Genomic DNA, 13018 nt, shown 5'->3' with positions numbered 1-13018 from the left:
CCTGGGGTGACTGCTGCGGAGGTGTTCGCGGCGGTGCGGAGGGTCAGGTTGCCGGGTGGGGCGATCAGGGCGACGCCGGGGGCTCGGGGGCTTGCCAACCTGCGGTCGTTCTTCTTCTTGCAGGGCGTAGACCAGCCGCCGGTCGACCTGACCGTGCGTGGGTCGACGGTGCGGGCGCGGTTCGAGGTCGTCGAGTACCGCTGGAGCTTCGGCGACGGCCAGGCGCTCGTGACGGCCGGGCCCGGCACGGCAGGTCAGGACAGCGAGGTGCGTGCGACCTACCGGCGGCGAGGTCGCTACCCGGTCAGCGTCGAGGTGGCCTGGAAAGCCGAGGCGTTCCTCGAGGGCAACAGGGTGGGCGAGGTTGACGGGCTCGCATCTACGGCCCAGGTCACCTACCCGGTGGCTGAGGTGCAGACCGTGCTGACCCGGTGAGCAGTCGGTGCTCAGCTGCCGGCCGTGCTCGGCTGCCCGGCAGGAGACGAGTCATGGGGACCCTCCGGGATGCCCGTTCCACCAGCAGTGCGGGCAGAACGGGGAGCGGCGCGGCACCGACAAGCCGGGTCTGTGCCGCTCGACGGTTGACCCGACCTGCCCGGGATCGGTCACCGTGGCCGGGACCGGGTTCTCGTCGCCGCTGGCCAGGACCATGATCTGCCCTGGATCGAAGCGAAAGGCAGGCGCGAAAGGATCGTCCGCCCGCTCGGCTGGTCGCCTGTGGGTGATCTCGACGGCGGCGACGGCAACTCCGACGAGCACGGCGCCGAGCATGAGGGCACTCGGTCGGGGCGCCGCGAGGTGCCGTTCGGACAGGGTCTGCGGGTGCCGGGTGGATTGCCTTCCGCCGGTGCTTGCTCTGCGGTAGCCTCCGTGCACCGGTCCGGGCGCATCCGGCCAGGTCGGACGGGTTGGCGGATCCGCACCCGCCCCGTCCACGCGGTGGAGCGAGGGAGAGGAAGGAAGCCTGTGGGGACCGCCCTGATCGTGATCGTCATGGTGCTTGTGGTGCTGCTGGTGCTGGCCGCCATCTCGATCTACAACGGGCTGGTGCGCCGGCGGAACCACGTCGACAACGCCTGGAGCCAGATCGACGTGCAGCTCAAGCGCCGCTACGACCTCATCCCGAACCTGGTCGAGACGGTCAAGAGCTACGCCGCCCACGAGCGTGGCGCCCTCGAAGCGGTCACCAGGGCCCGGGCCGACGCCATCAACGCGCGGGGCCCAGGCGACCAGGCCGCGGCCGAGAACGTGCTCAGCGGCGCCCTGAAGAGCCTGTTCGCGGTGGCTGAGTCGTACCCCGACCTCAAGGCGAACCAGAACTTCCTGGAACTCCAGCAGGAGCTGGCCACCACCGAGGACCGGGCGGCCTACGCCCGGCAGTACTACAACGACGCCGTGCTCGCCTACAACAACACGGTCGGCACGATCCCGAGCAGCATCCTCGCCGGGATGTTCGGCTTCACCCAACGCGCCTACTTCGAGGCCGGGGGCGAGGAGCGGGGCCCCGTCCGGGTCCAGTTCTGACTGTCCCGGCCGGCTGACAGCGGACCGCCATGCCCCTCCTCGTCCTCGCCGCCTCGAGCGCGGCCCCGCTGCTGCCGGGGGGCGGCTCCGCCCGGGAGCAGGCAGAGCGCCTGCTGCTCGCCGGGGCCATCGTCGCGCTGCTGGTCTGGGGTGGTGCTGCTGCTGGTGGTGATGGCCACCCGGCCGCGGGAGGTCGACCCCGGGCCGGCCACGATGGAGCTGGGCGACGAGCCGCCCGCGGTGGTGAACCTGCTCGCCAACGACTGGCAGGTCACCGCCGACGCCGTGCCGGCCACCCTGCTCGACCTGGCCTCCCGCGACCTGGTCGACATCGACCAGGTCGGCCCGGACAACACCATCGTCCGAGTGCGGCGCAGCAGCGACCCCAGCCTGTCGCCGTACGAGCGGCTGATCCTCCACCACGTGGCCGGTCTGGCGGTGGACGGGGTGGTGCCGGCCCAGGCGCTCACCACCGGTCCACAGGACCAGTCCAAGCGCTGGTGGAAGGCGTTCACAAGAGAGGTGGTGGCCGATGCCCGGCAGCGCGGGCTCGCTCGCGACCGCTGGAGCCGGGGCGCCAAGGCGGCGGTGCGGGCGGCCGCGCTCGCCCCGGCGATCCTCGGCGCGGTTTGGCTGCTCGTGGCCAGCGACATCGGCTTCGGGGCGGCGGTGGTGGGCTTCATCGCCTTCACCGCGCTGGCCGAGGCGCCGTCGAGGTTCGCAAGCGAGCGCGACACCACGGCCGGGCGTGAGGCGGCCGCCCGCTGGCTCGGGGTTCGCGCCTACCTCGGCGACAACGAGTTCTTCCCCGGCCTGCCGCCTGCCGCGGTCGCGATCTGGGACCGGTACCTCGGCTACGGCGCCGCCATGGGCGTCGCCACCGGCGCCGTGCGAGCCCTGCCGATGGGCGCCGAGGACGAGAACCGGGCCTGGTCGGCCTATGGGGGCACCTGGCGGGTGGTCAAGGTCCACTACCCCCGGGCCCGCATCCTCTGGGGGAGGCACCCGGCCGCGGCCTTCCTGCTCGCGGTGGCGATCGCCGCCGTCGGCTACGGAGCCACCCGCCTGACGCTTGGCGTGCGCCGCGCGACCGACGGCTACACCGACTCGGTGGCGTCCTGGGTCCTGCTGATCGCCACCCTGCTTCTGGTTGCCTCGGCGGCGCTACTGGTCTGGGCGATCTCCGCCGGGGTGCGGGCGCTGCTCGACGCCACCTCGCACCGGCGGTTCCAGGGGCAGGTGCTCCGGCTCCGGTCTTGGAGCGACGACAACAAGACCCGTTACGTGGCTGCCGTGGACGACGGCAAGGCCTCCAAGGTCAAGGCGTGGTTCGTGCCCCAGGCGGTGTACTCGCAGCTCCGGCCGGGCCATCTGGTCGACATGGACGTCGGGCCCCGGCTCGGCCACGTCTTCCAGATCAAGCGCGTCCCCACAGCCGTGCCGGACCAAGCCGGGTCCCAGGTGCCGTCCGCGGTCCCTTCGACGACCACTCCCTCCGGGCCGGTCCCTTCGATGACCACTCCCTCTGGGCCGATCCCTTCGGCGACAACCACCTCTGGGCCGGTCCCTTCGGCGACCACGGCCTGCGGACCCGGGCCGGTCCCGGACGAGGCCCTGGCAACGGGCCAGTTCGCCGCCGCGTTTCCGGCCCTGCTCGGGGGCCTGCTGGCCACCGGACCGGACGTCGACCCGAGCGGCCTGATCAACGCCGACGAGGCGGGCCGGGCCCTCGGGGAGCCGGTCGGACCGCCGGAGACGGTGCTTGGCGAGCGGTCCAACCCGATCATGCGGATGCGAGGTTGCCAGTACGTCGCGGCGTCGGGCAGCGGGTCGTCGGTGGCGGTGTTCACCGCCTCCGGAGGCGTGGTCAAGGTGATCATGCAGGCGGCGCGGCGGCTGGGCGACCCCGAGCCGGGCATCGGTGACAGCGCCTACCTGCGTCAGGACTCGATCGTGGCGTCGCGCGGCGACGTGGCGGTCACCATCCGGCTCCAGGGCCGGGCGGCCGACCCCGGCAAGCCCGATGTGCTGCGCCAGCTCGCAACCGCAGCCGTCAGCCGCCTCTGAGCAGGTCCAGAACGAGCCGCGCGTCGCTCGGCCCGCGGTCCCACCAGATCGTCGTTCGGCCCGGCCTCTGCGGTTCCAGCCGGCTGGTTCCGCTCAGTCCTGCCCGCGGTCTCGCCCGCTGTGGCCCGGGTCCTTCCGGCCACCCGTCTGTTCCTGGTCGAACACGTCGATGCCGCCAGGGGGAGCGACGTCGGTGCCGCCAGCGGGAGCGACGTCGGTGCCGCCGGGGTCGGCGACGCCGGTGCCGCCAGGCGGGGCGACCCCCGTGGTGGCCCAGTAGTCAAGGCCGTAGTGGCCGAACAGGGTGGCCTCCTCGTCGGGGGAGAGCTGGCCGTGCACCTCGATCCGGGGTGCCTCCCGGATCAGCGCCTTCGGGTAGGGCACGACGATCTCGCTGCCTTGCTGGGTCGCTTGGGTGAGCGGGACGAAGGTCTGCTTGGCGCCGAACAGCCCGGTGCCGACCAGGGCCCAGGTCGGCTGGCCGGTCTCACGGTCCAAGTAGAACTCGCTGATCGGGCCGACGGTGAGCCCTGCGGAGTCCACCATCACCATGTAGCGCCAGCGGTTCAGGGTCTCTTGGTCCAGGGCCGGCATCGGGCGTCCTCCTCTGATCGGCCGAATGGGCGCACCAGCCGGGCGCTGCCCGTGCTTCCCAGCTGATTAGCCTCCGAGCGGTCCCGCCTAACCGGACGTTCCGCCCTGGCCTGCCGCGGGCCTCGCGGCCTTATGCCGGGCTCCACCCCGGGGCTGACTCGAGGGCTGACTCCGGGCCTGACGCCGGGCCTCACGCCGGGCCTCACGCGGCCTGACGCCGGGCCTCACGCTGGCTGACGCCGGGCCTGACGCCGGGCCTCACCCGGGCGACTCCGGGCCTGAATCCGGGCCTCACGCCGGGGCTGACTCCGGGGCTGACTGCTCGAGCTCTAGGCCGACCGTCTCGGGCAGGCGGGTGAACAGCGGCGAGAGCAGGGCCACCGGGGTGGCGACCAGGGCCGCCGCGGCCCAGAAGTTGTCCAGCGCGGTGACGAGCAGGCCGAACACAACCAGGCCGCTGACCGCTCCGAGGACGCCGCCGGCGCTCAGCCAGCCGGCCACGGTGGCGCGCACGCTGGTCGGGAAGAGCTCGCTGGCCAGCGCGCCGAGTGCCGGCGCGAACGCCGACGAGGCGAGGATAGCGAGCAGGTAGCCGGAGATCGCGCCCGCTGCCGACCCGCTGTAGGTGAGCACGCAAGCCACAGCGACCACGGCCTGGGAGGTCGCCGCGGTGACGCGCCGGCCCAGCCGGTCGGCCGCCCACCGTCCGGCGAGGAGCCCGGCGAGCCCGATGGGGCCGGCCGCCGCCACCATCACAGCGGTGGTGGACCGGCTCAGGCCCAGCACACTCTCGGAGTACACGAACAGCAGGCTGTTGGCGGGGCCGGTCACGAAGCCGAGAGCGCCGGTGAGCAGCGTGAGCAGCCACAGACGGGTCCGCTGCACAGCGCTCAGGCGGACCAGGACGAGGCCCCGGCGTCCCGGCGTCCCGGCCCGCCTCGCAGTCCGCCGGACCTGCTCGAACCGCTCGGGCTCCTCGAGCCAGCGGCTGAGCAGCGGGATCGCCGCCAGCGGGAGCAGCAGCAGGGCGAACAGGCCCCGGAAGCTGAGCGCATCGCCGGCCACGCCGCGCACGATGGCGGTGAGCCCGGCGCCGATGCCGTAGCCGGCCGTGACCAGAGCGATAGCTTTGGCACGGTCGGCGCTGCGGGTCTCCTCGGCCGCGAGCACCCCGCTGACCGCGTTGGTGGCCGAGAGCAAGGGCCGGCCGAGGGCGAACAGCGCCACGAACCACCAGTAGGTGGGGCTGAGCGCGGCCGCCGCCGAGATGGCGAGCCCGAGCGCCGAGCAGCCGAGCAGCACCCGCCGCCGGCCGAGGCGGTCGGCCAGCCCGGCCAGCGGGAGGCTGCCGAGCGCGGCCAGCCGGATGATCGCGAGGCCGACCCCCAGGGTGGTGAACGACAGCCCGACCCGGGCCGCTACCGACGTGCCGTCGGTCGGCTCGCCGAACGCCTTGGCGACGTCGGCGAGCGCGGTGGTGACCCCGAACTGGGCGAAGCCGGCGGCGACCGAGAGCCCGGCCGCGGTGAGGATCGCTGGGTGGCGCCAGCCGTACAGCCGCAGCCGCTGGGGCTGGGCAGCGGGCGGGCCGCCCGCCTTCGGCGGGCCGGGGGTGCCGGTGGACGTCACGTCGGGTCGATCACCAGCCTGACAGGCGGTCGTCAGCCGAGGTGGGGGCAGCGCCAGTCCGTGGCGGCGGAGGAGGTCTCCTTGATCGCTCGGGGCGCGACCCAGCGGAGGAGATTCAGCGCCGAGCCGGCCTTGTCGTCGGTGCCCGAGGCGCGGGCGCCCCCGAACGGCTGCTGGCCGACGACGGCGCCGGTCGGCTTGTCGTTGACGTAGAAGTTCCCGGCGGCGTAGCGGAGCCGGCCCATGGCGTCGAGGACCGCGCGGCGGTCGCTGGCGAACACCGACCCGGTCAGGCCGTAGGGCGACTCGTCCACCAGGTCCAGGGCGGTCTCCCAGTCGGCGTCCTCGTAGACGTAGACGGTCAGGATCGGGCCGAAGAGCTCCTGGGTCATCGTGTCGGAGCGGGGGTCGTCGGTGCGGAGCACCGTCGGCTGGACGAACCAGCCCTCGCGGTCGTCGCCCGTGCCGCCGGCCACCACCTCGGCCCCGGCGGACCGGGCCTGCTCGATGGCCTCGACGTGGCGGCGGAACGCGCGCTCGTCGATGACCGCGCCGAGGAAGTTCGACAGGTCGGCGACATCGCCCATGGGCAGCGAGCCGGCCAGGTCGGCGATGCCCTCCCGCACGGCCGGCCAGAGCGAGCGGGGGACGTAGGCGCGCGAGGCGGCCGAGCACTTCTGGCCCTGGTACTCGAACGCCCCCTGACCGAGGGCGACCACCAGCCGCTCAACGTCGGCCGAGGCGTGGGCGACCACGAAGTCCTTGCCCCCCGTCTCGCCAACCAGCCGCGGGTAGTTCCGGTAGCCGTCGATCCGCTCGCCCGCCTTCCGCCACAGGCCCCGGAGCACCGCCGTCGAACCGGTGAAGTGCAGCCCGGCAAAGGCTGGGTGGGCCATGGCGACGTCGCTGACCAGCGCGCCGTCGCCGTGGACGAGGTTGACCACCCCGTCGGGGAGCCCTGCCGCCTGCAGCAGCTCCATGAGGTAGTGGGCCGACAACGCCTGCTTCTCGGACGGCTTCCAGATGGCGACGTTACCCATGAGCGCCGGCGCGGTCGGCAGGTTGCCGGCGATCGAGGTGAAGTTGAACGGGGTCATGGCGAGCACGAACCCCTCGAGCGGCCGGTAGTCCATCCGGTTCCACACGCCCGCGGCTGAGATCGGCTGCTCGGCGTAGATGTCGGCCGCGAAGCGGGCGTTGAAGCGCCAGAAGTCGGCCAGCTCGCAGGCGGCGTCGATCTCCGACTGGTGCGCCGACTTCGACTGCCCGAGCATCGTGGCCGCGTTCACCGTGTCCCGCCACGGCCCGGCCAGGAGGTCGGCGGCGCGGAGGAACACCCCGGCGCGCTCCTCCCAGGGCAGCGCGGCCCAGTCGGCGGCCACGGCCAGCGCGGCGTCGATCGCCTGGTGCACGTGCTCCGGCGCGGCCGCGTGCACGTCGGCGAGGACCAGGTCGTGGCGGTGAGGGGCGGCGGCCGGGAACGTCGACCGGCCGGAGACGGCGGTCCCGCCGATGACCATGGGCGCCTCGATCCGCTCCTTGCCCATGGCGGCCAGGCGCTGCTCGAGCCGGCTCCGCTCGGGTGTCCCCGGCGCGTAGGTCCGCACGGGCTCGTTGACCGGGTCGGGCACGCACGCGGTCGCGGTGGTGGTTCCGGTTGGCCAGGACATCAGGTCCTCCTCGGGCGGCTCGGGTGTGCCGCCGGGCCGACACGCCGGCTCCGGCGACCGCGTCGGCTCCAAGGGTAGTCGCCTTCCCCCCAGACATTCCCGAGGCCAGGGCGAACTGGACGGTCCCGCGGGCGGTAAGCCGGGCGGTCCCGCGGGCGAGCGAGCCGGGCGGGTCCCGCGGCGGGTAGCCGGGCGGTCCCGTGGGCGTGCCATGATGGAGCGGCGACGAGGGACTTCCCGGACACCGGCGGCCGGCCAGACCAGACCAGGGCGGCAGGGCGACCGGGCGGTCCGCTCGGCGGCCTGCCGGGCAACGGGACTCGAGGTGACGCGGATGGACATCCGGACGCTGCTCGAACGCACTGCCGCGCACGCGGCCGGCTTCCTCGAAGGGCTTCCCGAGCGGCCGGTCGGCCCGACCGCCACCCTCGAGCAGCTCCACAAGACGCTCGGCGGGCCGCTGCCCGCCGGGCCTGGCGACCCCGGGCAGGTCATCGACGACCTCGCCGCCGCGGCCGAGCCGGGCCTGTCCGCGATCCCCTCCGGGCGCTACTTCGGCTTCGTCATCGGCGGCGCCGTTCCGGCCGCCCTGGCCGCCGACTGGCTCACGGCCACCTGGGACCAGAACGCCGGCCTGTACGCGATCAGCCCGGCCGCCGCGGTGGTCGAGGACGTCACCGGCCGCTGGCTGGCCGAGCTGCTCGGCCTGCCCGTCGGCGTGTCGTTCGCCTACGTCACCGGCTGCCAGATGGCCAACTTCACCGCCCTGGCCGCCGCCCGCCACCACGTGCTCGCGGCCACCGGCTGGGACGTCGAGACCCTGGGCCTGGCCGGCGCCCCCCAGATCCGGGTCCTGGCCGGCGAGGAGCGGCACGTCACCATCGACCGCGCCCTCCGCTACCTCGGCCTCGGCACCGCGAGCCTGCGAGCGGTCCCGGTCGACGGGCAGGGCCGGATACGCCCGGACGCGCTGCAGACCGCCCTGGCCGAGCCGGGCGGGCCCGCCATCGTCTGCGCCCAGGTCGGCAACGTGAACACCGGCGCCATCGACCCGGTCGGTCCGATCTGCGACGCCGCCCACGAGATCGGCGCCTGGGTCCACGTCGACGGGGCGTTCGGGCTCTGGGCAGGGGCCAGCCCGTCGCTCGCGCCCCTGGTGGAGGGAGCCGGGCAGGCCGACTCGTGGGCCACCGACGGCCACAAGTGGCTGAATGTCCCCTACGACTCCGGGCTGGTGTTCACCGCCCACCCCCTGGCTCACCGGGCGGCCCTGGCGGTGGTGGCGAGCTACCTCATCCACGCGGACGAGGACGCCAGGCGGGACGCGGCCATGTGGACCCCGGAGTTCTCGCGCCGCGCCCGCGCGTTCCCCGTCTGGGCTGCGATCCGCTCGCTCGGCCGGTCCGGCATCGCCGAGCTGGTCGAGCGCTGCTGCGCACACGCGCGCCGCTTCGCCGACCGTCTCGGCGGGCAGGCAGGCGTCGAGGTCTGCAACGAGGTCGTCCTCAACCAGGTGCTGGTCCGCTTCCTCGACCCGGCCGGCGACCACGACGCTCGCACCCGCGAGGTCGTCCGCCGGGTCCAGGAGGACGGGACCTGCTGGCTCAGCGGCTCGACCTGGCAGGGCCGGGCGGTGATGCGCATCTCGGTGTCCAACTGGTCCACCACCACCGAGGACGTGGACCGGTCCGTGGCGGCGATCCTGCAGGCCGCCGCGCAAACGCCCTGAGGCCGCTCGTCAACCGACTCGACACGGCGGCACGAAGGTGCGGGCCGTGTGCAACTCGTGCTCTGGGTGCCTCCTGAACCAACTCGGCCCCGGGTTGCCTCGTGATCGGGCTGCCTCCTGAACCGACCCGGCCCCGGGCTGCCTCGTGAGGGGCCTGGCCCCGGGTTGCCTCGTGAGGGCCTGGCTCTGGGTTGCCCCTGAACCGGCTGGCTCCGGGTTGCCCCTGAACCGGCTGGCTGCGGGTTGCCTCCTGAACCGGGCGGATGCAGCATGCTGGTAGGAGGGCGGGCCCGGCCCTGGCTGGTCCAGGGGAGGGCGCCAGTGCTGCGGTGCGCCGGAGCTTGTGAAGGAGGGCACGAAGATGGCCGAGCTCTCGAGGCCGGTCGGGCTGGGACTGGCCGCCCGCGGCAGCGTGACCGACGCCGTGGCCTGGGCCGAGCAGGCCGGGCGGGCCGGGCTCGACTCGGTGTGGATCCACGACAGCTACTTCGAGCGCGACGCGGTGACCTACGCATCGGCCGTCGCCGTCCAGGTGCCCGGGATCCGGGTCGCCATGGGCGCGCTCAACCCTCTCACCAGGCACCCGGTGCTGGTCGCGATGACCGTGAGCGCGATCGACGAGATGGCGCCCGGCCGGGTGATCCTCGGCATGGGCACCGGGCTGCCGCTGCGCCTGGCCCAGATGGGCATCCCCTACAGCCCGGAGGCCGGGGTGGAGGCGGTCAGCCGCGCGATCGACACCATGCGGGCGCTGTGGAGCGGCGAGCGCGTCCCGTCCGCCACCCCGGGCCTGCCCCCGGTGCAGCCGATGTTCCCGACCGTGCACCGGGTGCCGATCTACGTGGCCGCCTACCGGTCGGCGTTCCTCGAGCTGGCCGGGCAGAAGGCCGACGGCTACCTGGCCCGCCCGGCCGAGTCGGTCCCGTCGCTGGCCAAGATGCTCGTGAGGCTGCGGGCCGCCTCGGTGGCCGCCGGGCGTCCGGAGGACGCCGTGGACGTGGCCGGCTACCTGCTCACGCTCGTCGACCGGACCCGCAAGGAGGCCCTGAACCGGGCCAAGCGCGAGCCGTTCGTGATCTACATGATGAGCGTGCAGTCCGACCTGGCAATGCGCCGGGCCGGGCTCGACCCGGAGCTCAAGGACCGTGTCGCGGCGGCCTGGCGGGCCGAGGACTATCACGGGGCGGCCAGGCTCATCCCGGACGAGCTGCTCGACGCGTTCATGCTCTGCGGCACCCGGGAGGAGGTGGCGGCACGGGCCGCCGACTACCACGAGGCGGGCATGGACCGGCCGGTGCTCCAGCCCGTGCTCCAGGAAGAGGACCAGGTACGCGAGGTGCTCGCGGCCGCCGTGGAGTACGGGACCGCGAGCGCGCCAGCCCAGGTCCCGGCCGTGCGTGGCGCACCCGCCGTGCGTGGCGCACCCGCCAGCCAGGGTGCACCCGCCGGCCTGGACGAGCAACGCCTCGGGCTCGGCACCCGGCTGGGCAGGCGGGTGGCGGCCTGGTCGGAGATCGCCCGGCCGTTCAGCTTCACCGCCTCCACCGTGCCGGTGGCGGCGGCCGGCGCCCTGGCCGCCGTCGACCACCGGCTCTCCTGGCCGCTGTTCCTGGCCGCACTGGTCGCCTCCGTGCTCCTGCACCTCGGCACCAACGTCATCAACGAGATCTATGACGTGCGCAAGGGCATCGACGACATCACCTCGCCGCGAGCCAGCCACGCCCTGCTCAAGGGCCGGCTCAGCGAGCGCGAGGCGTTCGCGCTGGCCGCGGCCGCGTTCGCCGGCGCCACCATGGTCGGGGTCGGCCTTGTCGTGACCCGGGGCTGGCCGGTCGCCGTGCTCGGGCTGCTCGGGCTGGTGGGCGGCTTCGGCTACACGGCGCCGCCGCTCCAGTACAAGTTCCACGCGCTCGGTGTGCCCCTGGTCTTCCTGCTGATGGGGCCGCTGATGGTCGGTGGAGCGTACTACGTCATCACCGGCACGCTGACCTGGGCGGCGCTGGCGGCCAGCCTGCCGGTTGGGCTGCTGGTCACCGCGATCCTGCACGGCAACGAGTGGCGGGACGTGAGCGACGACGCCCGGGCCGGCATCTCCACCCTGTCCATCCGGACCGGGCGGCGGGTCGCCCACCTGCTCTACCTCTCGCTCGTGGTCGGCGCCTACGTGGCCCTGGCCCTGGCCGTGGCCGCCGGGACGCTGCCGCCGCCGAGCCTGCTCGCGATGCTCTCGCTGCCCCTGCTGGTCCGGGCCATCCGGTCCTCGGAGCTGGGGGCGAGCGGGCAGCAGCGGGCGATCGCCATGATCGACCTGGAGACCGCCCAGCTCCACGCGGCATTCGGGTTCCTGCTGGTGGCCGGCCTGGCCATCGCGGCGCTCCGGTGAGGCGCCGGGCAGGGGCCGCGCCGTCCCGGGATGCGTCGGCCCGGGATGCGTCGGCCCGGGATGCGCCGGCCCGGGATGCGCCGGCCCTGGCCGCGCCGGCCCTGGCCGCGCCGGCCCTGGTCGCGCTGGCCCTGGTCGCGCCGGTACGAGCCGGCCGGGCCGACGCGCCGCTGGCCGCCGGGCTGGCCGCCGCCTACGCGGCCTTCGCGCTCACCTTCCGCGGGCCGCGGCGGTCGTTCTGGCAGCGCATGACCACGACCGGGCTGGTCCTGGGTGGCCTGGCCCTGGCCGCCGAGCCAGAGCTGCGGCGGATCCGCTTCGGCCGGGCCGAGGTCGCGGCCGGGCTCGGGTCCGCGGCCGGGCTGTACGGCGTGTTCCTGGTGGGCGACCGGCTGGCCCGCCGGCTGCTTCCCAAGGGGGCCCAGGAGATCGGCGACATCTACGCGCTGCGCCACCTGCGCCCGGGCCCGGAGCTGACGGCCCGGCTCGGGCTTGTCATCGGGCCCGCCGAGGAGCTGTTCTGGCGCGGGTTCGTCAACGAGCGGCTCGGCCGGCACTGGGGCCGCTGGCCGGGCGCGGCCCTCGGCGCGGCCGCCTATGGCGGCGCCCACGTGGCGACCGGGAACTTCACCCTCCTCGGGGCGGCAGGCGTGGCCGGCACCTACTGGTCGGCCCTGGCCGCGGCCGGCATGCCCATGGGCGCCCTGGTCGTGAGCCACGTGGCCTGGGACCTGTGGACGTTCCTGGCCGCCCCGACCTCCGAGGCATCTGACCAGCAGCGTTCCTGAGTGCGGCGACCTCGGGGCCACTGTGGGCCACATCCCGGACGCGACCGCTAGGTCAGGCGTTGTACCGTGGGCCTGCCGAGTCTGCCTCAGGCCGGCACGGACGCCTCGTCGAGGTCGTGGTCGGCTCCGGACCTGGCCGCTGGGATTTCGAGCCCCTGGCGGGATTCGGACCTGCGACAGTCCGGTTTTCGAAACCGGCGCTCTATCCGCTGAGCTACGGGGGCGGGTTGGGAGACGGAGCCGTGGCGAAACGGGAACTCCGACTCCCGAGTTTCGCCGGAGCCCCGGTCTGAACCACCAGGGCTCCGGCGTTTGTCAGGGCAGCGTGTATGCCTCCTTGATCGACCTGAGGCTATGTGGTGGTTCTCACCCGGAAGGGGACGGAGGCAAGTTCACTGCCCCCGGAGGTAACTCTGAAGCGGTAGCCTCCCTCATGGGGGAAGGGGATCATGTTGAAGGCTACCGCCAAGGGGTGGAACGTCGGCGTCCCTCGCTTTGTACGAGGCGGGTGACCAGCGTTGATGACCCCTTCGATACGTGGTCCAAGTGGGTTATCGTCTTCATCGAGCAGTTCGATGACAACGGGGATGTCAGCCAATGCCTCGTCGTACTCGATCCGAAGGATGAGGACCAA

General features: G+C 73.7%; 10 protein-coding genes and 1 tRNA gene. 6 read left to right on the top strand and 5 right to left on the bottom strand.

Translation table 11 applies throughout. From position 1 onward, the window contains the following. Positions 1 to 435, top strand: a 435-nt coding sequence (locus VG276_07820) for a PKD domain-containing protein (protein ID HEV8649299.1), incomplete at its 5' end; no start/stop codon positions are given. Positions 436 to 486: 51 nt separating this feature from the next. Here the strand turns inward: VG276_07820 and VG276_07815 are convergent. Beyond that, on the bottom strand, positions 487 to 771 hold the full coding sequence (locus VG276_07815) for a hypothetical protein (protein ID HEV8649298.1): 285 nt from the start codon (positions 769 to 771) through the stop codon (positions 487 to 489). A gap of 195 nt (positions 772 to 966) precedes the next feature. On the opposite strand from VG276_07815, the gene VG276_07810 reads away from it, so the two are divergent. Both VG276_07810 and VG276_07805 read left to right on the top strand, forming a co-directional pair. Next, on the top strand, positions 967 to 1524 hold the full coding sequence (locus VG276_07810; GenBank protein HEV8649297.1) for a LemA family protein: 558 nt from the start codon (positions 967 to 969) through the stop codon (positions 1522 to 1524). A gap of 150 nt (positions 1525 to 1674) precedes the next feature. Beyond that, the gene (locus VG276_07805) at positions 1675 to 3591 is read left to right on the top strand and encodes a hypothetical protein (protein ID HEV8649296.1); all 1917 of its coding nucleotides are present in this window, start codon (positions 1675 to 1677) and stop codon (positions 3589 to 3591) included. A 93-nt stretch (positions 3592 to 3684) separates the two neighbouring features. Here the strand turns inward: VG276_07805 and VG276_07800 are convergent, their stop codons facing one another. The 3 genes from VG276_07800 to pruA form a co-directional block, all read right to left on the bottom strand. Further along, the gene (locus tag VG276_07800; GenBank protein HEV8649295.1) at positions 3685 to 4185 is read right to left on the bottom strand and encodes a PRC-barrel domain-containing protein; all 501 of its coding nucleotides are present in this window, start codon (positions 4183 to 4185) and stop codon (positions 3685 to 3687) included. A 291-nt stretch (positions 4186 to 4476) separates the two neighbouring features. Further along, a complete protein-coding gene (locus tag VG276_07795; GenBank protein ID HEV8649294.1) occupies positions 4477 to 5814 on the bottom strand; it encodes an MFS transporter in 1338 nt (445 codons plus the stop codon). 32 nt (positions 5815 to 5846) lie between these two features. Next, positions 5847 to 7484 (bottom strand): L-glutamate gamma-semialdehyde dehydrogenase, encoded by a 1638-nt coding sequence (gene pruA, locus VG276_07790; protein HEV8649293.1) that lies wholly within the window; start codon positions 7482 to 7484, stop codon positions 5847 to 5849. A gap of 334 nt (positions 7485 to 7818) precedes the next feature. Between pruA and VG276_07785 the strand changes: the two genes are divergently transcribed. From VG276_07785 to VG276_07775, 3 genes are all read left to right on the top strand, one after another. After that, on the top strand, positions 7819 to 9213 hold the full coding sequence (locus tag VG276_07785; GenBank protein ID HEV8649292.1) for an aminotransferase class V-fold PLP-dependent enzyme: 1395 nt from the start codon (positions 7819 to 7821) through the stop codon (positions 9211 to 9213). A 361-nt stretch (positions 9214 to 9574) separates the two neighbouring features. Continuing rightward, positions 9575 to 11596: an LLM class flavin-dependent oxidoreductase gene (locus tag VG276_07780; protein HEV8649291.1), complete on the top strand. Its 2022-nt coding sequence runs from the start codon at positions 9575 to 9577 to the stop codon at positions 11594 to 11596. Further along, positions 11593 to 12384, top strand: coding sequence for a CPBP family glutamic-type intramembrane protease (locus tag VG276_07775; protein ID HEV8649290.1), 792 nt, complete (start codon positions 11593 to 11595; stop codon positions 12382 to 12384). Before VG276_07780 ends, VG276_07775 begins: the two co-directional genes overlap by 4 nt. A gap of 150 nt (positions 12385 to 12534) precedes the next feature. Here VG276_07775 and VG276_07770 read toward each other — a convergent pair. Continuing rightward, positions 12535 to 12608, bottom strand: a tRNA-Ser gene (locus tag VG276_07770). Positions 12609 to 13018 lie beyond the last annotated feature (410 nt).

It is taken from the genome of Actinomycetes bacterium, assembly GCA_036000965.1.
In the GTDB taxonomy this organism is placed as follows: Bacteria; Actinomycetota; CALGFH01; order CALGFH01; family CALGFH01; genus DASYUT01.
This window is presented reverse-complemented; position numbering and strand designations above follow the sequence as displayed.

Excerpts from the sequence above, each read along its gene's own strand:
- VG276_07815 (HEV8649298.1), bottom strand. The coding sequence starts at position 771 with ATGCTCGGCGCCGTGCTCGTCGGAGTTGCCGTCGCCGCCGTCGAGATC.
- VG276_07800 (HEV8649295.1), bottom strand. The coding sequence starts at position 4,185 with ATGCCGGCCCTGGACCAAGAGACCCTGAACCGCTGGCGCTACATGGTG.
- pruA (HEV8649293.1), bottom strand. The coding sequence starts at position 7,484 with ATGTCCTGGCCAACCGGAACCACCACCGCGACCGCGTGCGTGCCCGAC.
- VG276_07785 (HEV8649292.1), top strand. The coding sequence starts at position 7,819 with ATGGACATCCGGACGCTGCTCGAACGCACTGCCGCGCACGCGGCCGGC.
- VG276_07780 (HEV8649291.1), top strand. The coding sequence starts at position 9,575 with ATGGCCGAGCTCTCGAGGCCGGTCGGGCTGGGACTGGCCGCCCGCGGC.